The organism is Plantibacter sp. PA-3-X8, assembly GCF_003856975.1.
GTDB classification, from domain to species: Bacteria; Actinomycetota; Actinomycetes; order Actinomycetales; family Microbacteriaceae; genus Plantibacter; species Plantibacter auratus.
In genome coordinates this window covers 1,863,083-1,885,810 of the sequence record NZ_CP033107.1, presented here as the reverse complement: position 1 = coordinate 1,885,810, position 22,728 = coordinate 1,863,083, and the positions used below count along the sequence as shown (strand labels likewise).

At 70.7% G+C, this 22,728-nt stretch carries 19 protein-coding genes; 11 read left to right on the top strand and 8 right to left on the bottom strand.

The window, feature by feature from the left end; all coding sequences use genetic code 11:
• Nucleotides 1-72 precede the first annotated feature (72 nt).
• Entirely contained in the window at nucleotides 73-846 is a 774-nt protein-coding gene (locus EAO79_RS08975) for a DNA-formamidopyrimidine glycosylase family protein (protein ID WP_124768776.1), read from the top strand.
• A 573-nt stretch (nucleotides 847-1,419) separates the two neighbouring features.
• On the opposite strand, the gene EAO79_RS08970 is transcribed toward EAO79_RS08975, so the two are convergent.
• Complete coding sequence (locus EAO79_RS08970) at nucleotides 1,420-2,112, bottom strand: TMEM175 family protein (RefSeq protein WP_124768775.1); 693 nt, start codon at nucleotides 2,110-2,112, stop codon at nucleotides 1,420-1,422.
• A 2-nt stretch (nucleotides 2,113-2,114) separates the two neighbouring features.
• Complete coding sequence (locus EAO79_RS08965; protein WP_124768774.1) at nucleotides 2,115-3,017, bottom strand: hypothetical protein; 903 nt, start codon at nucleotides 3,015-3,017, stop codon at nucleotides 2,115-2,117.
• 72 nt (nucleotides 3,018-3,089) lie between these two features.
• Between EAO79_RS08965 and EAO79_RS08960 the strand changes: the two genes are divergently transcribed.
• Nucleotides 3,090-4,694, top strand: a complete 1,605-nt coding sequence (locus EAO79_RS08960) for an AMP-binding protein (RefSeq protein WP_206428312.1) — start codon at nucleotides 3,090-3,092, stop codon at nucleotides 4,692-4,694.
• Nucleotides 4,695-4,814: 120 nt separating this feature from the next.
• Here the strand turns inward: EAO79_RS08960 and EAO79_RS08955 are convergent, their stop codons facing one another.
• The 4 genes from EAO79_RS08955 to EAO79_RS08945 all read right to left on the bottom strand — a co-directional run bounded on the left by EAO79_RS08955 (nucleotide 4,815) and on the right by EAO79_RS08945 (nucleotide 7,354).
• Nucleotides 4,815-5,804: an NAD-dependent epimerase/dehydratase family protein gene (locus EAO79_RS08955; protein WP_124768772.1), complete on the bottom strand. Its 990-nt coding sequence runs from the start codon at nucleotides 5,802-5,804 to the stop codon at nucleotides 4,815-4,817.
• A gap of 112 nt (nucleotides 5,805-5,916) precedes the next feature.
• Nucleotides 5,917-6,090 (bottom strand): hypothetical protein, encoded by a 174-nt coding sequence (locus EAO79_RS19075; RefSeq protein WP_164486924.1) that lies wholly within the window; start codon nucleotides 6,088-6,090, stop codon nucleotides 5,917-5,919.
• 71 nt (nucleotides 6,091-6,161) lie between these two features.
• On the bottom strand, nucleotides 6,162-6,995 hold the full coding sequence (locus tag EAO79_RS08950) for an SDR family NAD(P)-dependent oxidoreductase (protein WP_124768771.1): 834 nt from the start codon (nucleotides 6,993-6,995) through the stop codon (nucleotides 6,162-6,164).
• Entirely contained in the window at nucleotides 6,992-7,354 is a 363-nt protein-coding gene (locus tag EAO79_RS08945) for a hypothetical protein (protein ID WP_079705204.1), read from the bottom strand. The genes EAO79_RS08950 and EAO79_RS08945 overlap by 4 nt, the downstream gene beginning before the upstream one ends.
• 296 nt (nucleotides 7,355-7,650) lie before the next feature.
• On the opposite strand from EAO79_RS08945, the gene EAO79_RS08940 reads away from it, so the two are divergent.
• The 9 genes from EAO79_RS08940 to EAO79_RS08900 all read left to right on the top strand — a co-directional run bounded on the left by EAO79_RS08940 (nucleotide 7,651) and on the right by EAO79_RS08900 (nucleotide 16,932).
• Complete coding sequence (locus tag EAO79_RS08940; protein ID WP_124768770.1) at nucleotides 7,651-8,316, top strand: GtrA family protein; 666 nt, start codon at nucleotides 7,651-7,653, stop codon at nucleotides 8,314-8,316.
• Nucleotides 8,316-9,836: a glycosyltransferase family 2 protein gene (locus EAO79_RS08935; RefSeq protein ID WP_241161027.1), complete on the top strand. Its 1,521-nt coding sequence runs from the start codon at nucleotides 8,316-8,318 to the stop codon at nucleotides 9,834-9,836. Before EAO79_RS08940 ends, EAO79_RS08935 begins: the two co-directional genes overlap by 1 nt.
• Nucleotides 9,833-11,863 carry a glycosyltransferase family 39 protein gene (locus EAO79_RS08930; protein WP_124768769.1) on the top strand — a complete coding sequence of 677 codons (2,031 nt, stop codon included), beginning with the start codon at nucleotides 9,833-9,835 and terminating at the stop codon, nucleotides 11,861-11,863. Before EAO79_RS08935 ends, EAO79_RS08930 begins: the two co-directional genes overlap by 4 nt.
• A gap of 80 nt (nucleotides 11,864-11,943) precedes the next feature.
• Nucleotides 11,944-12,792, top strand: coding sequence for a DUF4397 domain-containing protein (locus EAO79_RS08925; protein ID WP_124768768.1), 849 nt, complete (start codon nucleotides 11,944-11,946; stop codon nucleotides 12,790-12,792).
• A gap of 2 nt (nucleotides 12,793-12,794) precedes the next feature.
• Complete coding sequence (locus EAO79_RS08920) at nucleotides 12,795-13,979, top strand: glycosyl hydrolase family 8 (RefSeq protein ID WP_124768767.1); 1,185 nt, start codon at nucleotides 12,795-12,797, stop codon at nucleotides 13,977-13,979.
• On the top strand, nucleotides 13,976-14,647 hold the full coding sequence (locus tag EAO79_RS08915) for a class F sortase (RefSeq protein ID WP_124768766.1): 672 nt from the start codon (nucleotides 13,976-13,978) through the stop codon (nucleotides 14,645-14,647). The genes EAO79_RS08920 and EAO79_RS08915 overlap by 4 nt, the downstream gene beginning before the upstream one ends.
• A gap of 77 nt (nucleotides 14,648-14,724) precedes the next feature.
• Nucleotides 14,725-15,492, top strand: coding sequence for a polyprenol monophosphomannose synthase (locus tag EAO79_RS08910; RefSeq protein WP_079705198.1), 768 nt, complete (start codon nucleotides 14,725-14,727; stop codon nucleotides 15,490-15,492).
• Between the two features lie 103 nt (nucleotides 15,493-15,595).
• Complete coding sequence (locus EAO79_RS08905) at nucleotides 15,596-16,579, top strand: SDR family NAD(P)-dependent oxidoreductase (protein ID WP_124768765.1); 984 nt, start codon at nucleotides 15,596-15,598, stop codon at nucleotides 16,577-16,579.
• Nucleotides 16,580-16,692: 113 nt separating this feature from the next.
• Nucleotides 16,693-16,932 carry a hypothetical protein gene (locus tag EAO79_RS08900; protein ID WP_086474520.1) on the top strand — a complete coding sequence of 80 codons (240 nt, stop codon included), beginning with the start codon at nucleotides 16,693-16,695 and terminating at the stop codon, nucleotides 16,930-16,932.
• 242 nt (nucleotides 16,933-17,174) lie between these two features.
• Here the strand turns inward: EAO79_RS08900 and EAO79_RS08895 are convergent, their stop codons facing one another.
• Both EAO79_RS08895 and EAO79_RS08890 read right to left on the bottom strand, forming a co-directional pair.
• Nucleotides 17,175-18,911, bottom strand: coding sequence for a sodium:proton antiporter (locus EAO79_RS08895; RefSeq protein WP_079705195.1), 1,737 nt, complete (start codon nucleotides 18,909-18,911; stop codon nucleotides 17,175-17,177).
• Nucleotides 18,912-18,974: 63 nt separating this feature from the next.
• The gene (locus EAO79_RS08890) at nucleotides 18,975-22,592 is read right to left on the bottom strand and encodes a DEAD/DEAH box helicase (protein WP_124768764.1); all 3,618 of its coding nucleotides are present in this window, start codon (nucleotides 22,590-22,592) and stop codon (nucleotides 18,975-18,977) included.
• Between the last annotated feature and the right edge of the window lie 136 nt (nucleotides 22,593-22,728).

The following is a 22,728-nucleotide window of genomic DNA, read 5'->3' as shown; positions in this document are numbered from 1 at the left end:
GCGGCCGTCCCGCCACGGGTTGCGCCGGACACCCTGCCGGTGGCACCGTAGCCGGAACGGACGGAGCGGTTCATGCCAGAGGGTGACACGGTCTTCCAAGCCGCGCACCGGTTGCGGCAGGCGCTCGCCGGCGAGGTCGTCACCGGCTTTGACCTGCGGGTGCCTGCCTTCGCGACCGTCGACCTGCGGGGCGACGTCGTCCACGACGTCATCCCGCGTGGCAAGCACCTCCTGCACCATATCGGCGACCACACGCTCCACACGCACCTCAAGATGGAGGGGCTGTGGCACGTCTACCAGCCGGGTGAGCACTGGCGGCGGCCGGCGTGGAAGGCCCGCGCGATCGTGTCGACGCAGCACTGGGTGACGGTCGGGTTCGAGCTCGGCCTCGTCGAGGTGTTCCCCTCCCGCGAGGACGAGGAGCGCTTCGGCTGGCTCGGTCCCGACCTCCTCGGTCCGGACTGGGACGATGAGCGTGCCATCCACAACCTCGAGGCCGACGGTCGCGAGATCCACGTCGCCCTGCTCGACCAGCGCAACCTCGCGGGGCTCGGCAACGAGTACGTCAACGAGCTGTGCTTCATCCGCGGCGTCCTCCCGACGAGGCCCACCGCCGAGGTCGACCTGCCGGGTGCCGTACGCCTCGGCTACCGGCTCATCAACGCCAATCGCGACCGCCGCAACCGGGTCACGACGGGCGACACGCGGCCGGGCCGGAAGACGTGGGTGTACGGACGCGACGGTCAGCGCTGCCTGCGGTGCGGCACCCGGATCCAGCGGGGCAAACTCGGCGCCGACCCGACCGCCCTCCGCGACACCTACTGGTGTCCCCACTGCCAGACCTGACCCGACTGCAAGCTGCCGGTCCCTGAGGCACAACCGGTCCCTCAGCCACCGCCGCCGGTCACTGAGCCCGCCACCACCGGTCACTGAGCCCACCACCACCGGTCACTGAGCCTGTCGAAGTGCAACCCCACCCGACGCACCCCACCCTTCGACAAGCTCAGGGACCGAAACACGCTCACGGACCGAAGGGTCCCCGGTCCCCGAGCCACCACCACCGGTCTCCGAGAGCCATCATCATCGGTCACTGAGCCTGTCGAAGTGCAGCCCCACCCGACTCACCCCACCCTTCGACAAGCTCAGGGACCGGAACACGCTCACGGACCGAAGGGTCCCCGGTCCCCGAGCCACCGCCGCCGGTCACTGAGCCCGCCACCACCGGTCACTGAGCCTGTCGAAGTGCAGCACCACCGGACTCACCCCACCCTTCGACAAGCTCAGGGACCGAAACACGCTCACGGACCGAAGGGTCCCCGGTCCCCGAGCCACCACCACCGGTCTCCGAGAGCCATCATCACCGGTCACTGAGCCTGTCGAAGTGCAGCCCCACCCGACGCACCCCACCCTTCGACAAGCTCAGGGACCGGAAGGTTCCCCGGTCCCTGAGCTTGTCGAAGGGGCGTCCCGGTGCCGCCGGCCACTGATCCACCCGATCGGGAGCGACAGCAGCAGGAGGTACAGCGCCTGGGCACCGAGCCCCGGCACCGTCGCGGCGAGGACGCCGGCGAGCAGCATCAGGCCGGTCGGGAACCACACGAGCGGCCACGGTCGGCGCGCCGCGGCCGCCGCTTCCTCGCTGAGCAGCCCGTCGCGCTCGACGACCACCTGCTGGAGCCGTACCGCGACCATCGACACGAGCATCGTCGCGATGTAGAGCGTGGGGGCGCCGCGGTCGTCGCCCGTCCCGTCGAAGAGGAGCACCGTCGGCAGCGGCAGGAACACGATCCCGGCGAGCCAGACGAAGTTCAGGGTCACGAGCCGCGTCGAGTATCCGACGGTGCGCTCGAACAGGCGGTGGTGGTCGCGCCAGAAGTTGGCGATGACGACGAAGCTCAGCGCGGCCGCGGCGAGGCCGGTCCAGTTGTGGCCGAAGAACGCGACCACGGAGCCGTCGTCGTGTTCCTGGGCGAGGTCGACGAGCGGGAGGATGATGAGCGTGATCGCGATCGCGACGACGGCGTCGCTGAAGTTGACGACGCGGTCGAGCCCTCGCTCCGTCGTCGGACCGGGTCGACGGCGGCCCGTCGGACGCCCATCCTCGCCGGCCATCGTCAGCTCACGTCGGCGTCGTCGGTCGCGGTCCCCTGCACCATGGCGACCCAGCGGGCCAGGAAGGCCGCGCCCGCCTCGTCGTGGATGAGCGTCGGGTGGGTCAGCACCGGGTAGGGCTTCTCGGGCACGCCGTCGGCGGGGCGGACGTCCACGTGCGCGACCTCGAACCCGTGCTCGAACAACCAGTCGGCCATCGCGTAGTCGCTCCGGGAGTCGCCGACCGTGCGCCAGGCGAGCGGGAGCGCGCCGCCGTCGGCCTCGAGGAGTTCGAGCGCGCGCTCGGCGCCGAGGTCCTTGCCGAGCCGGACCGACTCGATGTCGGTGGAGATGATCGTGGGATCGATGCGGTACTGCACGAGGCCGGCGTCGTCCGGGTACCGGCCGGGCGCGTGCTCGACCCCGAACCCGCGCCGGGCGAGTTCGGCCCGGGCGTCGTCGTCGAAGTGCTTCCGCACGACCGCGTAGTCCGCTGCCGGCACCTCGACGTGCTGCTCGACCGAGACCATCGCGCGCTTGGTGTGGTCGAAGAACACCGTCTCGGCGTACCGCTCGTCGACGAGGCGCTCGATGACGTCGCCGTACCCCTCCGGCATGGCGACGTCCTGATCGAGGCTCAGCTCGTCGACCCCCGCCGCCGAGAACCCGAACCACACGGCGCCCTTCTCGCAGATGCCGTAGAGCCGGACGTCGTCCGCGAGCCCAGCGGCCAGGAGCGGTGGGACCACCACCTCGCGGAGGAACGCGTCGCTCCGCCCGGTGTTGAAGGCGATCGGGACCCCGGCGTTCGCGAGCGTCGCGAGGTCCTGCGCGATGCTCGGGAGGTTGATCGTCCGAGTGATCGGACTGGCGATGGGGCCGTCGACGTCGAGCAGGAGACCGAGGATGGGGCGGGACGCGTTCACGGGTTCAGCCTAACGAGCACCCGGCGTGGATAGACTCACTCCACCATCACCGGTGTTCGAAGGAGATCACTCGTGTTCACCAGCCCGCATCCCGACGTCGAGATCCCCGACCTGAGCGTCTACGACACCCTGTTCGGCGGCATCGCCCCGAGCGACCTCGACCGCATCGCCCTCCGCGACGGCACGACGGGCGCCGAGACGAGCTACCGACAGCTCATCGGCCAGATCAACGCCCTCGCCGGCGCCCTCGCGGCGGCCGGCATCGGGGTCGGCGACGTCGTCGCCCTCCACGCGCCGAACGTCCCCGCCTTCGCGACCGTGTTCCACGGCATCCTGCGCGCGGGCGCGACGGCGACGACGGTGAACGGCCTCTACAACGCCGAGGAGATCGAGGCGCAGCTGCGGGACGCGGGCGCGACGATGCTGTTCACCGTCTCCCCGCTGCTCCCCCAGGCCTGGGCTGCGGCGAGCGCCTGCGCGATCCCCTCCGACCGCGTCGTCGTCCTCGACGGCGCGGAGGGGCACGCGTCGCTGAGCGACCTCCTCATGCGCCGCCTCCCCGCGCCGGACGTCTCGTTCGACCCGGGCACGCATGTGGCGGTGCTGCCCTACTCCTCGGGCACGACGGGTCGACCGAAGGGTGTGATGCTCTCGCATCGGAACCTCGTCGCGAACGTGCAGCAGTCGATCCCCCAGCTCGGCATGGTCGCCGACGACCGGATCCTCGCGGTCCTGCCGTTCTTCCACATCTACGGCATGACGGTGCTGCTCAACCTCGCGCTGTCGCGGCGTGCCTCGCTCGTGACCATGCCGCGGTTCGACCTGGCGGAGTTCCTCCGGATCATCCAGGACTTCCGCTGCAGCTACGTGTTCATCGCCCCGCCGATCGCGGTGGCGCTCGCGAAGCACCCGCTCGTCGACGAGTTCGACCTCTCGAGCGTCCACACGATCTTCTCCGGTGCCGCGCCCCTGGACGCGACACTCGGGCGGGCGGTCGAGGAGCGTCTGGGCTGTCGGATGCGACAGGGCTACGGCATGACGGAACTCAGCCCGGTCAGCCACGCGATCGCGTTCCAGGCCGAGGGGGCGTCCCTCGACAGCGTCGGCACGACCCTCCCGAACATGCAGTGCCGGATCGTCGATCCGGAGACCGGCGCCGAGGTGGACTACCCGGCGGAGGGCTCGGACGAGGAGAGCGCGGCGGGCGAGCTGCTCTGCGCCGGCCCGAACGTCATGCTCGGGTACCTCGGCAACGAGGAGGCCACTCGCGAGACCCTCGAGGACGACGGCTTCCTCCACACCGGCGACATCGCGACCGTCCGCGGCGACGGCACCGTGCGCATCATCGAGCGGTTGAAGGAGCTCATCAAGTACCACGGCTATCAGGTGGCGCCGGCGGAGCTCGAGGCGCTGCTGCTCGGCCACCCGGCGATCGCCGACGCGGCCGTCATCGGGGTGCTCGACGACGAGGGCCAAGAGGTGCCGAAAGCGTTCGTGGTCCTGCAACCGGGCCAGGACGTCACCGCCGAGGCGCTCATGGCGTGGGTCACGGAGCGCGTCGCGCCGCACAAGAAGATCCGGCGCGTGGCGTTCGTCGACGCCATCCCGAAGTCGGCGTCAGGCAAGATCCTCCGCAAGGACCTCCGGGCCGCGGAGGCCGCCCCCGCCGGTTCCTGAGCCTGTCGAAGGGCGTGACCGGTGTCCCGGTTCCTGTGCTTGACCGAGGGCCGCCCTTCGACAAGCTCAGGGACCGCAGATCGCTCAGGGACCGCAGATCGCTCAGTGACCGACTGCCGCTCAGTGACCGACGGCGGCGACCATCCGGTCGAAGGCGGCGTCGAGCTCCGGCTCGGCCGGCTGCCAGTGCGGGTTCGCGTCGTGGAACGCGACCATCTCCGCCGCGCCGTCCCAGAACGGAATGGTGGGCCGGAACTCCGGCACGAGACTGCGGATGCGCGTGTTGTCGAAGACCATCGGGAACGCCTTGTCGCCGAGGAGCGTCGGCCCGAGCGGCGGGTGGACCTCCGCGATGACGTCGGACGGCACGTGCACGATGTCGGCCTCCACGCCGGCCGCCTCCGCAATCCACCGGGTGATGTCGTTCCAGCTCGGTGCGTGGTCGCCCGTGATGTGGAACGCCTCGCCCAGCACGTCGCGGCGTCCGAGCAGACCGACGAACCCGACCGCGAAGTCCTCGGTGTGGGTGATGGTCCAGCGGGTCGTCCCGTCGCCGTGGACGACCACCGGCTTGCCCGCGCGCATGCGGTCGAGGTCGGTGCGCCGTCCCATCGTGGGGATGAGCGTCCGGTCGTAGGTGTGTGACGGGCGCACGATCGTCGCCGGGAACCCCTGCTCGCGGTAGGCGTGGACGAGGACGTCCTCGCAGGAGATCTTGTCGCGCGCGTACTGGGAGAACGGGTTCCGGAGCGGCGTCGACTCCACGACGGGCAGGCGCTGTGGCGGCTTCTGGTAGGCAGAAGCGGAGCTGACGAACACGTACTGGCCGATCCGACCGGCGAAGCGGTCGATGTCCGCCTGCACCTGCGGTGGCGTGAACGCGGTGAACTGCGCCACGACGTCGAACTCGCGCGAGCCGAGCGTCTCGGTCACCGCGTCGGTGTCGCGCACGTCCGCGCGGAGGAGCTCGACCTCCTCGGGGAGGGGGCGGACGTGGGACAGGCCGCGGTTCAGGACGGTGACGTCATGGCCGAGCGACACCGCTCTGGCGACCGACGCCGAGGAGATGATGCCGCTGCCGCCGATGAACAGGATGCGCTTCGTCGTCATTGGTCCATCCTCGCGCACCAGAGACCGACTCGTTCAGGCCTGGACAGGATAGGGAGGTCCCTTCTGGCACTTCGACAAGCTCAGTGACCGGGAGAGGTCTACCCGGACTGGGTCAGCGCTCGCGCTTGACGAACGCCATGGCACCGACGACGAGGGCGAGCAGCACCCCGGAGACGAGTCCCCACACGACCGGCGCCTCGGGTCCGAGGACCAGGAGCATCAGCAGCGCGGCGAGCGCGAGGATCCCGGCGACGACGAGCGCCGTCGTCCACTCGTTCCATCGCATTCCACCAGCCTAGGCTCCCGTCACCACGAAACGGCGACGCGGGAGCCACTGAGACGGACCGAGGGGACCGCTCAGCGGTGCTCGGCGAGCAGCTCCGCGGTCCGTTCCCAGAGCCCGCGGGCGAGGGCGACGTCGTCGGCGAGCTTGTTCGTGCGTGCGGGCTTCCGCTTCACGAAGTAGCCGCCCGAGGTCCAGTCGAGGCCCGGCTGACTCTCGGCGAGCCAGAAGAGGGTGTCGGCGCCCTCCTCGGGGGTGTTCAGCAGGCGACGACCGAGCGGGTTCGCATACAGGAACCGCATCGCGCCGTCGGGCGCGCTGGAGAAGTTCGTCGAGATGACCCCCGGGTGGAACGCCGCGGCGGACAGTCCGCGCGGGCCGTACCGGCGGTCGAGCTCCTTCGTGAAGAGGATCTGCGCCAGCTTCGCGTTGCCATAGGCACGCGTGGGCGAGTAGGAGCGTTCGGCGTCGAGGTCGTCGAGGTCGAGCTTCCCGAACAGGCGGTTGGCGACGCTCGAGGTGTTGATCACCGTCGCCTCGGACTCGAGGAGGCGGTCCAGCAGGAGGTGGGTGAGGAGCGCGGGTGCCAGGTAGTTGATCTGGAACGTCTGCTCGTGGCCGTCGGCCGTGACCCGGCGGTCGGCGCCGAAGATCCCGCCGGCGTTGTTGGCGAGGACGTCGATCCGCGGGTACCGCTCGAGGAGCTGTTCGGCGAGGAGCCGCACCTGCGCCAGTTCGGCGAAGTCGGAGATGAACGAGGCAGCCCCGATCCGCTGCGCGACGGCCGCGGTCTTCTCCGGGGACCGCCCGACCACCACGACCTGCTCGCCCGCGTCCGTCAACGCCTTCGCGGCCGCAGCACCGATGCCGTCGCTGGCGCCGGTGAGGACGATCACCCGGTCGCTCACGCGGAGGACTTCCGGGGGCGGGGTTCGCTGACGTTGGTCGGGCGCGCCCGCTGGTCGATGTCGGGGACCTCACGTCCGATGGCGAGGTCGCCGGTCTTGTTGGCGTCCTGCATCATCGACTCGAGCCAGCTGCGGTTGAGCTCCGGACGCTCCTCCTGGTCGAACTCGAACTGCAACGAGATCGAGGGGTGCACCCAGATCGTCACGCGTCCGCCACCGGTCTCGAGCGAGCGCGGCCAGGAGATCGTGAAGGACTCGTTGCGCCGCAGCTTCATGACCGCGATCGACTTCACGTGCGCGAGCATCCGGTCGTCGAGTTCGAGTTCTCGCGATGAACTCCCGTAGATCAGCTTTCCCACCAGATGTCTCCCTCTGTGCCGGTCGTCTCGCGCACCCTCGAATCAGGGCATCACGACGCCCGAGCACACCGGGCGTTGCCCCCATCGTAGGCGACCGAAGGATCGCCGTCGTGCCGGTTGACGGGCGGGCGAAGGCCCAGTTCAGGGGGCCTCGGTGTTGTCCCCCATGCCCTCGCGAATACGTCAACTTCCGCGGAAAATCAAGGGATTTCAGCCCTGTTTCGTGAACCTGGCAAAGCCCTGGGCGGCGGCGGAATCGACCAAACCGCGGTTCGCGCTGCCCCCGAACGGCGTGCATGACCGCGAAGCCCGAATCTTCCGTCGTGCACCCGAGCCAGCCGTCCGTCCCCGAACGATCCGTCGCTCCGGGAACGCGTCCCCGCCGTGCACGCCAGCCGTTGCGTCTCCCCAAGCTCGTCTCCCAGCTGGTCACCTTCGGCCTCGTCGGTGGCACCGCGTTCGTCGTGGACGTCGGCGTGTACAACCTCCTCCGGTTCACCGTGCTCGACGACAAGCCGATCGGCGCGAAGGTGATCTCCGTCGCCGTCGCCACGATCGTCGCGTGGCTCGGCAACCGGGCGCTGACGTTCCGGACCGAGCACCGCCGCGCGGTATGGAAGGAGGGCGCCCTCTTCGCGCTCATGAACGTCCTCGGCCTCGGGATCGCGGCGGGGTGTCTCTTCGTCTCGCACTACGTCCTCGGCTACACCACGCCGCTCGCCGACAACATCGCGGGCAACGGCGTCGGACTCGTCCTCGGCATGGTGTTCCGCTTCCTCGCCTACCGCTTCGTCGTCTTCCGACCCGCCGAGTCGGCGACCGATCGCCGTCGCAGCACGACGACGCAGGAGACGACTGTTTCGAGCCCGGCCGCATCGGCACCCGCCGCCGCACCGCGCACCACGACCCCTCGTCGATCCGCACCGACCCACGCACTGCCGACCTCTGGAGGCCTGTCCTGATGGCACCCGCACTCGCACCGCTGCTCGGAGCGCTCGCGCTCATCCCCTCCCGCCCGTTCGCCGCCGCGGACGAGCCCGCTCCCCTGCTGACCCCGCAGCCCGCGGCACCCACGGAACCGCTGCCGAACCGCGGCACCCTGGTGGACCCGGCGTCGGCGGCCGACCCCGGCTCCTGGAGCATCGGTGAGTGGCTCGGCTACGGCACCATGCTGCTGTTCGCCGCCGCGCTGACGATCATCGCCGTCACCACGCTCTACTGGATGCTCCACGCCTGGCGGTCGACAGGCCACCTGAAGAACACGGGGTTCGCCGCGGTCCCGCTGCCCGCCAAACACTCCTTCACCCTGCTCGTCCCCGGTCGGCATGAGGAGGAGGTCATGGGTCAGACCCTCGACCGCCTCGCCGAACAGGACCACCCCGACTTCGAGATCATCGCGATCGTGGGCCACGACGACCCGGGGACCGAGCGCGTCGTCCGCGAGGCCGCCGCCCGGCACCCCGACCTCATCAAAGTGGTCGTCGACGACAGCGTGCCGAAGAACAAGCCCAAGGCCCTCAACCGGGCGCTGCAGATCGCCCGTGGCGACGTCGTGGGCGTGTTCGACGCCGAGGACGAGGTGCATCCGCGCCTGCTCACGCTCGTGGACTCCCGCTTCACCGAGAGCGGCGCCGACGTCGTCCAGGGCGGCGTGCAGCTCATGAACTTCCAGTCGAGCTGGTGGTCACTCCGGAACGTGCTCGAGTACTACTTCTGGTTCCGGTCGCGCCTGCACTTCCACGCGAACTCCCGCTTCATCCCGCTCGGCGGCAACACGGTGTTCGTGAAGAAGACCTGGCTCGACTGGTCGGAAGGCTGGGACGACGGCTGCCTCGCTGAGGACTGCGAGCTCGGCGTCCGACTCTCGAGCGCCGGCGCGACGGTCGTCGTGGCCTATAGCCCGGAGGTCGTCACCCGCGAGGAGACGCCAGGCACCCTGCAGTCGCTCTACAAGCAGCGCACGCGCTGGAACCAGGGATTCCTGCAGGTCCTGAAGAAGGGCGAATGGCGCAAGCTGCCGACGTTCCGTCAGCGCATGTTCGCCCGCTACCTGCTGTCGATGCCGTTCCTCCAGGCGGCGACCGGGCTCCTCATCCCCGTCTCGGTCCTGCTGGTGCTGTTCGCGAAGGTCCCCGCGCCGATCGCGCTCCTCACCTTCATCCCGCTCGCGCCGACGATCGTCACCCTCGCGGTGGAGGCCTCCGGGCTCGGCGAGTTCGGCCGCCTCTACGGCCAGAAGGTCCGCCTCCGCGACTACGCCCGGCTGATCCTCGGCACCTTCCCGTACCAGATCTTCCTCGGCCTGGCCGCCGTCCGTTCCGTCTTCCGCGAGTGGAAGGGCGACCACTCCTGGGAGAAGACGGAGCACACCGGCGCCCACCGCAGCGAGGAGGTCGCCGAGGCCACCGAGGCCGCTCCCGTCTCCGTCGACCTGCCCGACCGCGCACCCGAGCTCGTCCTCCAGAACGGAGCAACCCGATGACCGGCATCCTCGAACGACCGGCCGCCCCCGGCCGACCAGAGCTCCACCTGGAGAGCGACAGCCTCGGCTGGCTCACCTCAGGGCCACCGGCACAGCGAGGCCCCGGCGTCGTGCGCCGCTGGCTCTCGCGCCACGGTCGCACCCTGGCCTTCCTCCTGCCCGTGCTCGCCATCGCCGCCGTCGTGCAGGCCATGAACATGGGCGGATCCCCGCAGCGCATCGACGACGAGGGCACCTACACCGCCCAGGCGTGGAGCGTGCTGAAGCTCGGCGAACTCGCCCACTACACCTACTGGTACGACCACCCACCGCTCGGCTGGCTGCAGATCGCGGCCTACACGGGGCTGACCGGCGCGTTCGACCGCTACGACATCGCCGTGGTCGCGGCACGTGAGGCCATGCTGGTCGCGACGCTCATCGCCGTCGTGCTCGTGTGGGTCCTCGCCCGCCGCCTGCACCTCAGCCGGGCCATGGCCGCCGTCGCCGCACTCGTGTTCGCGATCTCGCCGCTCGCCGTGCAGTTCCACCGCACCGTCTACCTCGACAACGTCGCGGTGCCCTGGCTCCTCGGTGCCTTCATCCTCGCGACGAGCCGCAAGCACCAGCTCGTCGGCTTCGCGGGTTCCGCCGCCGCGTTCGGCATCGCCGTACTGAGCAAGGAGACCTTCCTGCTCGCGCTGCCCTTCCTCGCCTGGACGATGTGGCGGGCCGCTCGGAAGGAGACCCGCCGGTACACGCTGCCGGTCGCCGCGACGATCGTCGTCGTCATCGGCTTCACGTACGTGCTCTTCGCCGCCATCAAGGGCGAGCTCATTCCCGGCCCTGACCGGGTGAGCCTCCTCGGCGGCGTCTTCTTCCAGCTCGGATCCCGCGTCGCGAGCGGGTCGCTGTTCGACCCGGAGAGCCTGTCGGCGAAGACCCTCGGCATGTGGTGGCAGTTGGACGCGGCCCTCCTCGTCGCCGGAGCGGTGGCCGCCGTCGCCGGGCTCTTCATCTCGCGACTGCGTGTCATCGCCGCGATGACCGTCTTCCTCGGCCTCTTCATGCTGCGCCCAGGCGGCTACCTGCCGGTGCCGTACGTCATCATGCTGCTGCCGTTCATGACGATCCTCATCATGGGCGTGACCGGCGCGGCCATCCGACAGTTCCGTCGCCGCTCGACCGTCGAGGCCGGTGCACCGCGCCGTCGTCTTCTCGGCGGACGCGCGGCCGGAGCCGTCTGGGTCGCCGCCGTGCTCGCGGCAGCCGTCGTCGCCGTCCCGAACACGGCGACCCAGCTCCGCGGCTTCCTCCTCGCCGACCTCGACAAGCCGGTCCGGCAGGCTCAGCAGTGGGTCCAGACCAATGTGCCGAAGGAGTCCCGCGTGATCGTCGACGACGCGATGTGGGTCGACCTCGTCGAGAGCGGCTTCGATCGCGACAACGTCATCTGGTACTACAAGATGGACACCGACTCCGCCGTCCAGGCTCAGTCGCCCAACGGCTGGCGCGACGCCGACTACATCGTCACGACCGACTCGATGCGGACCTTCCCGACCACCTTCCCCGAGGTGAAGGGTGCGATCGACAACTCCGAGCTCGTCGCGACCTTCGGCTCCGGGACGCAGGCCGTCGAGGTCCGCCGCATCGACGCCGACGGTCTCGACGCGGCAGCCGAGCAGGCTGCCGGACGAACGGCGGCTCGGGCAGCGCTCGGCGCGCAGCTCCTGCTGAACCCCTCGCTCAGCGTCTCGGCGGAGGCCGCGCAGACCGTGAGCGACGGCCAGCTCGACTCCCGCGCCCTGCTCGCCCTCGGACAGGTGCTCGCCACGACGCCGGTCAGGCTCGAGAGCACCCCGGTGCTCGACGGTGAGACGGGCGACGTGCGCCGGACCATGGTGCTCCGCACCGGCACCGAGGCGGGCGACGGCCGTCTGGCCGACTCCATCCGCTCGATCCAGGGCGACTACGCGGCCGACCGCGTCGAGCAGACGGCGGCCGGCGTGCGGGTCACCTACTCGGTCGTCGAACCCGACGTCGTCCGCTGACCACCGTCCCGAGCACCGGCTCGAGCCGGACGCCCGGGCCATCCGAACCCCCGAACCACCCGAAGAACAGGAGTTCCACCATGCGAACCACCACCACGAGGCGACTCGCCCTCAGCGGCCTCGCCGCCGTCGCGACGGCAGCACTCATCGGCTTCGGCACCACCGCCGCGAGCGCCGCCACCACCGATGCCGCAGGCTCCGGCTGGATCCGTGTCGGCCACCTCTCGGCCGACACCAAGACCGTCGACGTGAAGCTGTCGGCACTCTCCGGCGGCGCGACCGTGTTCGAACTCGACGACGTCGCCTACGGCCAGGTCTCCCCCTACACCGACCTCGCCGCCGGCACCTACGTGGTGTCGATGGTGCCCGCCGGGGCTCCCGACAGCACGAAGCCGGTCATCAGCACCAACGTGACCATCACGGCCGGGGAAGCGGCCACCGTCGCCGCCTACGGTCCCAACAAGGACCTGCAGACGAAGGTGTTCGAGGACGACCTCACCGGTCCGGCCGAGGGTGCGGCGCGCATCCGGCTGATCCAGGCGTCGACCGATGTGAAGAGCGTCGACGTCAGCACCTCGACCGGCATGCCCATCGCGAAGGGCGCCACCACCGGCACGGCGACCGACTACGCGAGCGTCCCCGCCGGCCCGTGGGATCTCGAGCTGACCGGCGGCAAGCAGGCGGCGGAAGCCTCTGTGAACCTCGCGCCGGGCACCGTGAGCACGCTCTTCGTGCTCGACAACGCCGCAGGTGGCGTCACCCTCATGCCCGTCCTCGACAGCTCAGCGGCGGGTGACGCTCCCGAGGGTCCGGTGGAGACCGGTGGCGGAGGACTCGCCAAGGAGTCGTCGACGCTCGGGTCCGTCCTCGACGACCTCGACGCGAAGCTCGCCCGGCTCGTGCGCGACCTCGGGACGGCGGTGAGCTGACCATGAGCGCCAAGAAGACGATCGGCATCGCCGCGACCGCGGTCGCCGCGGTCACCGCGACCGCCGTGATCGCCTCGCTGGCGACCGGGTTCCCGGCGAACCTCCTCCAGGGTCCGACCGCGGCGTCCCCCGGCTCCGCCGACGCCGACGGTCAGCCTGGCCCGACCTCGACGGTCACGGACCGGACCACCACGGAGGCCGCCGACGCGTTCCTCGCCAACTGGGTCGACGATGGCCGCGTCGTGCGCCGGGACCAGGGCGACGACACGGTCAGCGAAGGGCAGGCCTACGGACTACTCGTCGCGGCCGGGGTCGGGGACGAGCAGTCCTTCACCGAGATCTGGGACTGGACCGAGCAGCACCTGCAGCGCCCCGACGGGCTGCTCGCCTGGCGGTGGAGCGACGGTGAGGTCGTCGACGACGAACCCGCAAGCGATGCGGACCTCGACGCCGCCCGCGCGCTCGTCATCGCCGGTACCCGCTTCGACGAACCGCGGTTCACCGAGGCCGGCGTCACGCTTGCCGGTGTGATCGCGGACCGCATGACCGCCGAGACCGCCGCGGGCCGGATCCTCCTGCCCGGCGTCTGGGCCGCAGCGACCGAGCCCTACGCGTACAACCCGTCCTACGCCTCCCCCGTCGCCTTCTCGGTGCTGGGCGCGGCGACGGGTGACCCGCGGTGGGCCGAACTGCAGGCGGGTTCCGCAGCGGTCACGACCACCCTGCTCGACGAGAGCCCGCTCCCGCCCGACTGGGCCCAGGTGCACGCCGACGGCACCGTCGACGCCATGCCGGGTGCGGCAGGGACCGGGCAGAGCGTCCGCTACGGCTACGACGCGGCCCGACTCCCGATCCGCTACGCCGAGTCCTGCGACACCGCCGACCAGGCGACGGCCGCCCGCCTCGCCTCGACCCTCGCGCGGTCGAAGGAGCTGCGGGCGGAGACCGACCTCGGCGGATCACCACTGACCTCGGACGTGCACCCGCTCGCCCTCCAGGCCCGAGCAGCCGCGCGCGCAGCCGTCGGCAACCTGCCGGAGTCGGCTGACGACCTCCGTGCCGCCGACGAACTCGCGCAGGAGGTGCCGAGTTACTTCGGCGCCGCCTGGGCAGCCCTCGCGCCCATGATGCTCACGACCGGTGAGCTGGACGGGTGCCCGCCGCTCACCGAAGGAGCCACCTCATGATCCGCGCACACCGCCGGACGATCGGCACGCTCGCCGCGGCCGGAGCACTCCTCACGGCGCTCGCCCTCTCGGGCTGCGCCACGACGCACACCGGGCAGACGCCGACCTCGCCGAACGCCGCCGACGGGCCCATCACCTCCTCGGAGGCGACCGACCGTGGCGCCGCCGGTGCGAAGCAGGACCCGGTCGCCCAGGCGCCGGCCGCCGATGTCAGCGCACTGAGCGTGAGCCGGGTGCAGATCCCGTCGATCGGGGTCGACGCGGCGGTCGAACCGCTCGAGCGCGATGCGTCCGGTGTCCTCCTGCCGCCGGTCGAGTGGGAGGACGCCGGGTGGTACCGCGCCGGCGTCCTGCCCGGCCAGGTGGGGCCCGCGGTCATCGCCGGTCACCTCGACACGACCCTCCGTGAGGCGGTGTTCGTCCACCTCAAGCAGCTCGTGGCGGGCGACCAGGTGACGGTCACGATGTCCGACGGCTCGACCGCCACCTACGCGGTGGACCGCGCCATCGACGTCGAGAAGAAGACCTTCCCCACCGAGGAGGTCTACGGACCGACGCCCGACGCGCAGCTCCGGCTCATCACCTGCAACGGGCCCTTCGACGACGCCGCGAACACCTACGCGAACAACTACGTCGTCTTCGCCTCGCTCGTCAGTACGACCCCGTAGCGCCGCTCCCCACCCCTCGCTCCTGTCGAGGGGCCGCCCCGCTCCGAACCACTCCCAACGACCCGAAAGGAACCGACGTGAACCGCTCCCTCGTCGTCATCCCCACCTACAACGAACTCGACAACCTGCAGCCGATCGTGAACCGCACGCTCGCCGTCGCCGGGGTCGACATCCTCGTCGTGGACGACTCCTCCCCCGACGGCACCGGGTTCCTCGCCGAGCAGCTCGCCGCGCAGCACCCGCAGGTGCACGTGTTCCACCGGGCCGTGAAGGACGGGCTCGGCGGGGCGTACCTCGCGGGCTTCGCCTGGGCGCTCGCGCGCGGCTACGAGGTCATCGTCGAGATGGACGCGGACGGCTCCCACCACCCCGAGGACCTGCCCCGCCTGATCGGACTCCTCGACGACCACGACCTCGCGCTCGGCTCGCGCTGGGTCCCGGGTGGCGTCGTCGAGAACTGGCCCGCGCATCGGCTCGCGCTGAGTCGCGGCGGCAACCTCTACACGCGACTCGCCCTCGGGATCGGTGTCGCCGACGCGACCGGCGGGTTCCGCGCGTTCCGCAGCGAGGCGCTGCGCCGGATCGACCTCGCCGACGTCGCGTCGCAGGGGTACTGCTTCCAGGTCGACCTCCTCTGGCGGGCGCTGCAGCGCGGGCTCCGGGTCGTGGAGACGCCCATCGTCTTCACCGAACGGGTGTCTGGCGAGTCGAAGATGAGCGGCGGCATCGTCTCCGAGTCGCTCAAGAAGGTCACGATGTGGGGCGTGCGTCGCCGCCTGCAGGAGGTCCGTGCGCTGCTGCACGGCCACCCGCTCCCATCCGTGCGTGTGCTGTCCACCCGCTGAGACCAGGTGGTGCGGGCGACGACGACCACGGGCCGACGAGGGCTGCACATCTTCCCAGGTCCTTCCGGTTCCGCCGCCCTCCCCGGAGTCGTAGCGTGAGGGCATGACCAATCGCACGCGCACCCCGCAGCACCCCATCGGTTCCGGCTTCGGCCACTCGAGCACCGCGGCGGAGGTGCTCCAGGGCATCGACCTCACCGGCAAGCTCGCCATCGTCACCGGCGGCTACTCCGGTATCGGCCGCGAGGCCGTCCGTGCCCTGGTCGGCGCGGGCGCCCACGTCATCGTCCCCGCGCGGCGCCCGGAGACCGCTCGCGAGGAGCTCGCCGGCATCGACGGCGTGGAGGTCGACGAGCTCGACCTGGCCGACCTCGCGAGCGTCGCGGCGTTCGCCGACCGTTTCCTCGCCACGGGCCGGGGCATCGACCTCGTCATCACGAACGCCGGCGTCATGGCGGCTCCCGAGACGCGCGTCGGCCCCGGCTGGGAACTCCAGTTCGCGACGAACCACCTCGGCCACTTCGCCCTCGTCAACCGCCTCTGGCCCGCCATCGTCAAGTGCGGCTCCTCGCGGGTCGTCGCGTTGTCCTCCAGCGGCCACAAGCGCTCGGGGATCCGCTGGGACGACGTCCAGTTCGAGCACGGCTACGACAAGTGGGAGGCCTACGGGCAGGCGAAGACCGCCAACGCGCTCTTCGCCCTCCAGCTCGACACGCTCGGTGCCGAGGAGGGCGTCCGCGCGTTCTCCGTCCACCCCGGTGGCATCCTCACGCCGCTACAGCGGCACCTGCCCCGCGAGGAGATGATGGCGCTCGGCTGGGTCGACGCCGACGGCAACCTCCTCGTCTCGGGGTTCAAGTCGCCCGAGCAGGGTGCCGCAACCGAGGTCTGGGCCGCGACCTCGCCGTCGCTCGACGGCCTCGGCGGGGTGTTCTGCGAGGACTGCGACATCGCCGGCCCGGCCGAGACCGCGGTCTCCCCGGCCTCCGGTGTCGCCGACCACGCGACCGATCCGGAGGAGGCGGCCCGCCTCTGGGCGCTCTCCGCCGAACTCACCGGCGTCGACGCCTTCGCCGCCCGCGACTGATCGGCCGGCGCCACCCCTTGCAGCCACCCGCCCACGGACCTACCGTGAGAGCGGATCAGCGCGACGATGCGCGAGACGGAGACCGCCCAGGCGGATCTCGGAAGGAGCACCCCATGAGTGACCAGAACGCCGACATCAACAACCCGGGTCCACACGACGAGGCCGTCGACGACGCGGCGGCCGAGCGCGTGGCCTCCACGACGAACCCCGGCCCGCACGTCGCCGCCGACGACCCCGCGGCGAGCGGCGAGGCCGACATCACGAACCCCGGTTCGGAGACCGAACGCGACGCTGCGGCCGAGCGCGAGGCGGAGCGCGTCGCGAACATCACCAACCCCGGCCCAAGTTCCTGACCGCAACGACCCTTTCTCAGGAGTTCGCCGGCGCGTCGGTCCGTTTCCCGGGCGGCGCGCCGGAGGACTCCTGAGAACGGTCAAGCAGCTTCAGCCGTCGGCGCGAGGCGGAGTGCGTCGCCAACATCACCAACCCCGGCCCGAGTTCCTGACCGCAACGACCCTTTCTCAGGAGTTCGTCGGCGTGTCGATCCGTCTGTCGGGCGGCGCACCGGAGGACTCCTGAGAACGGTCAAGCAGCCCTAGTGGTCGGCACGAGGCGGCCGCAGGCGCGTCTCCTCGATGTCGAGCATCGTCTGCGCCTCGGCGAGGATGCGCGACGGGTACGCACCGCGCGCCCGGGCGTCGAGGAGCCGCTCACGCTCGGCCTGCACGACGGCGAGGCGCAGCTGGCGGTAGAGCCGGTGCGGTGTCTCGGCGTGCGTCTCACTCGGCGAGACCGACTCGCGCGAGCGTTCCCAGGCGGCTTCCGCCCGCAGGAACGTCGACTGCCGGACGCGTTCGAGCAGATCGGGGTCGATCTCCTCCTCGATGCCGACCGCCGAGGCCGGGTCCTCCAGCACACTGATGCCCGCGTAGCTGATCTCGTCGAGCAGGGTCGCGAGCTGTCGACGGTCCTCGGACTCGTCGATCCCCTGCACCTTGAGCAGCCGGATGAGCCACGGCAGTGTGCCGCCCTGGACGACGAGCGTCACGACGGCGACCGTGAAGGCGATGAGGACGAGCTGCTCGCGGTACGGGGTGCTCTGCGGCAGTGACTGTGCCGCGGCGAGCGTCACGACGCCGCGCATGCCCGACCAGCTGAGGATGACGCCACCCCGCCAGTCGATCTGCTCCAGCCGCAGCTGCTCGAGGTCGGCGCGCTGCCGCTCGTAGGCGCGCTCCCGACGCCGCCGTCGATGCCATCGGCGGTTCTGTCTCGGGAACCGTTCCGAGTACCCCATCGACAGCCACCGTTGCAGGGTCTGCCGCTCGGCCCAGCGTTCTCGTGCACGGAGCCCGAGCACCAGCGGACCCACCCACAGGAACCGCAGCGCGATGAGCGCGGCCGTCGCGACGAGACCGATCCCGATGGACTCCTCGACGGACAGGATCTCGGCGTCGACGGCGCCGATGAGCGTCCGGATCTCGAGTCCGATGAGGAGGAACACGGCGTTCTCGAGCAGGAACTGGATGGTCCGCCAGTTGATGCGGTCGCTGATCCGCGCCTGGGCCGAGAACGCGGCCGAGCTCGCGTGCCCCGTGTACAGGCCGGCGATGACGACGGCCAGCACGCCGGACCCACCGAGCGCCTCGGTCGGCATGAACGCCACGAAGGGGACGGCGATGGAGATCGCGGTGTCGAGGACGGAGTCGTTGAGCTTCGACCGCAGCCAGACGGTGACGTACCCGGCGATGAAACCGACGATGATCGCAAGCACGACCGCGTAGACGAAGTCGCCGACCGTCGCCCACGGCGTGAGCATGCCGCCGGCCGCCGCAGCGCTCGCCGATCGGAGGAGCACGAGCGCGGTCGCGTCGTTCACGAGCCCCTCGCCCTCGAGCACGGTCAGGAGGCGGGGCGGGAGGCCGAGACGGCGTCCGATGGAGGTCGCCGCGACCGCGTCGGGCGGGCTGATGATCGCGCCGAGGGCGATGGCGGCGGCGAGGTTGAGGTCGGGCAGGAGGCTGAAGAGGAGGAAGCCGGCACCGAAGGCGGTGACGATGACGAGCACGACGGACAGACTCGTGATGGTGGCGAGGTTCCGGCGGAAGTCCATGATCGGGACGCTGATCGCCGCGGCGTAGAGGATCGGCGGCAGGACGACGTCGAGCACGAGTTCCGGTTCGACCTCGATCTCCGGGACGCCCGGGAGGTACGAGAGCCCGACACCGACGATCACGAGGATGATCGGCGCGGCGACGCCGAGCTTGCGGGAGAAGGCCGCGACGGCGACGATCACCGCGATGCCGACGACCGCATACACCCCGAGTTCCATAGCGATCAGGCTATCGGTCGCTCGACCGACCCCATCCCGACGGCTGTCGCGGGTGCCGGGAAGCTATTCGAGCAGGCCCCGGATGTCCTCCGCGGTGAGCGCCTGGCTGAAGACCGCGTCGTCGTCGAGGACCGCGGCGAAGAGCTCCGACTTCTTCGCCTGGAGCGCCATCACCTTCTCCTCGATCGTGTCGGCGGCGACCAGTCGGTAGACCATGACGTTCTCCGTCTGGCCGATGCGGTGCGTGCGGTCGATGGCCTGCGCCTCTGCTGCCGGGTTCCACCACGGGTCGAGCAGGAAGACGTAGTCAGCCTCGGTGAGGTTGAGGCCGAACCCGCCGGCCTTCAGGCTGATGAGGAACACGGGGGCGTCACCGGTGCGGAAACGGTCGATGACCTCACCCCGACGACGGGTGGACCCGTCGAGGTACTCGTACGCGATGCCCTGCTCCTCGAGCCGACGAGCGGCGGTGCCGAGGAAGCTCGTGAACTGGCTGAAGATGAGCGCCCGGTGCCCCTCGGCGACGACGTCGTCGAGCTGTTCGAGGAGTGCGTCGAGCTTGCTCGAGGGGATGCCCGCGTGCTCCTCGGCGTCGATGAGACTCGCGTCGAGGCTGAGCATGCGGAGGAGCGTGAGCGAGCGGAACACGATGAACCGGTTGCGGTCGAGGTCGTCGACGAGTCCGAGGAGCTTCTGCCGTTCGCGTTGGAGGACGAGGTCGTAGAGCTTGCGGTGGGCCGGTGCGAGCTCGATGCGCAGCACCTGTTCCTGCTTCGGCGGCAGTTCGGGCGCGACCATCTCCTTCGTCCGGCGCATGAGCAGCGGTCGGATGCGTCGGCGCAGGGTCTGCAGCCGACTGGAGTCGAGCCCCTTGCCGATCGGCTTGACGTAGTGCTCGGTGAAGCGTGGCGCTGACGCGAACAGGCCCGGCGCGACGATCGACAGCAGCGACCACAGCTCCATGAGGGTGTTCTCGATGGGCGTGCCGGTGATCGCGAGCTTGAACGGTGCCCGGAGGTCGACGGCGCACTCGTGCAGCTTGGCGCGGTGGTTCTTCACGAACTGCGCCTCGTCGAGGATGAGCCCCGACCACTCGACCGCCTGGTACGCCGCTGCGTCGAGCCGGAACAGCGCATAGCTCGTGACCACGATGTCGGCGCCCGCCGCGAGGTCCGCGATCGACGCGCTGCCCTTCGCCTGCGTGGCCGTGATGCTGCGGACGACGAGGCCGGGCACGAAGCGCGTGGCCTCGGCGACCCAGTTGGAGACGACCGACGTCGGGGCGACCACGAGGAACGGTGGTGCCGTGGACCCGGTGGTCTCGCGCGCGTGGGCGACGAGGGCGAGCGTCTGGAGCGTCTTGCCGAGGCCCATGTCGTCGGCCAGGATGCCGCCGAGTCCGTGCTGCCAGAGGAACGCGAGCCAGCGGAAGCCCTCGACCTGGTAGGGCCGGAGGTCGGCGTGGAGCCCCGACGGCAAGGGGGTGTCGGGGACCGCTTCGATCGCGTTGAGTCCGGCTGCGGCCTCGCGCCAGGAGACGGCCTGCTCGGTCTCGTCGGCGAGGTCTTCGAAGTCGGCCCAGAGGCTCGCCTGGTAGCGGCTGATGCTCGGCTTCGTCTCCCACTCCTTGAGCGCGGCCGCCTCGGTGAGCAGTTCGCGCAGGCGGTCGAAGGCGGGATGCTCGAGCGAGAGGTAGGTGTGGTCGACCATGAGCAGCTTCGTGCGCCCCTTCGAGAGGGCCTTGAAGAGGGGCTCGAAGGGGACGCTGTACTCGCCGATGTGGATGACGATCCCGAGGTCGAACCAGTCGCGCTGCTCCGTCTCCACCGTGGTGACCGAGATGTGAGGTGTGCCGGTGAGCTCCCGGTACTCAGGGCGGTCGCCGGACACCTCGACGAGGACGTCGTCGAGCGATTCGAGGACGGGCAGGGTGCGCTCGGTGACGAGTGCCGCGTCGAACTCCGTCAGGACCTGCGGCCTGGGCGGCCAGACGCCCGGGGTCGTGAGCTCGTCGAACGAGCCGGCGGCGAGCGCGCGGCGTTCCGGTTCCGCTGCGGCGGCGATGGCGGCACCGACCCGGTCGAGGATGGCCCGTTCCGCGCGTTCGTCGCGGAGGACCTCCGCTGCGGCAGCTCCGGTGGCGGCGTCAGTCGGCGCGCCGTTCGGCACCGTGGACACGAGTGGTCGCCCTGCGGCAAGCGCCGGGGTGCCGCCACCGATCGGGACGCGCTGGGCCGGGGCGTACTGCCAGAACCAGGCGAGGCGAAGGGTCTGCTTCGGTTCGAACGAGGCCGCGAGCACGAGCACCGGTGGCACGATCTCGGGGAGGGCGACGGTGCCGTCCGTCGAACTCAGCGAGATGCTGCGGCGGAGTCGTGGGACGTAGTGCTCGAGGAACTCCGCCACCTCGGCTTCGGGGACCACGACGGGCTCGCCTGGCCCGAGGAGTCCGCGGGCCTCGTCCGTCAGCGGTTCGGCGAGGGGTGCGAGCACGAGCGCCTGCTGGGGTTCGAGCGTGTAGTGGTAGAGCCCGTGGTCGCCGAGGGCTCCGCTCGTGGCGGCGTCGACGTCGGTGCCGTCGATCGTCACGACGGATCGGAGGACCACGCCCTCGTCGTCGTGCGCGGCGTCCAGCCGGATGGCGGCTGTGGTGCCGAGGGTGACCGTGCCCTTGCGCGTGCCGACGAGTTCGATCCCGAGTTGGGCCGCCTCCTCGAACAGATGCCAGAGGACGGGGCTGCCGAAGTCGTCGAGGACGAGCCAGTCCGAGTCACCGGCGTAGGCACCGGCCGGCGGACGGGTGGCACGCAGGAGCGCCTGGAACTGCGTGAACCACTGCTGGTGCGCCGGATCGAGCGACAGCCGGTGGCCCTGGTGCGTGAACGAGGTCCACGAGATCGTCGACTTCACGAAGCCGCCGCCGGCCTTCCTGACCACGGGTCGGACGGCGATCCGGCGGGGATGCCGCGGCTCGGGCGGGCCGTCGGCAGTGCGGGAGGTCGGTCCGCGCCAGCGTTCGGCGGTGCGCGGGATGCTCTCGCGGACCTCGAACTGCAGGCCCATGGCCGTCGGTGCCGTGGCGCGACCGGCGTCGCCCGCGAGGGAGTCGAGTCGGTTCCGCCAGCTGGGCGGCGCCGTCGGCGTCTGCGGGCTCGGGTTCCACCGCGCTGCTCGCCGTTCCGCCTCCGGACGCCAGGCGTCAGGGAGGTCGTCGAGCTCGTCGAGGGCGTACATCGGCTGGTGCTCGGCCGGTTCGTCGAGCGCGGGGTCGTTGATGGGCGCGGTCCAACGCCGGTCGGAACGCCAGGACGCCTCCTTCCCCGAAGGCGGCCGTTGTGGGGCCACCCACCGGTCGGAGCGACCTTCGGCCCGGAGGTGGGCCGCGTTGCTGTGCAGCAGGGTGGCGACGATGTGCTTGCAGTCACCGCGGAGCGGGCAGGAGCACGCGCTGCCTTCGATCCGAGCGAACCCGCCGGTGTCGTCACCGAGGTCGACGATGCAGGCGTACGGCACGTCGGTGGAGCCTTCGACGATCCCATGGAGCCGACGCTTGTCGGGGTCCCAGTCGGCGGCGGTGACCCGGCCGTCCCTCGCGTAGACCCGGCCGCGGTCGAACGCCACCCGCCCGACGAGCCGGACGAGGTCGGCCACGTCGACCAGTGGTGCGGGCTCGGGAGTCATCGCCCCATGGTCTCACGCACGACGGACACCCTTCCCTCGGGCCAGCGCGGTGCGCTGACGCGAGCGCGGGTCTCCGACGTGAGCGCGCCCCTCCACACCTGTGGGTCGCGGTCGGTCCAGCGCCCCGCGCTGACCA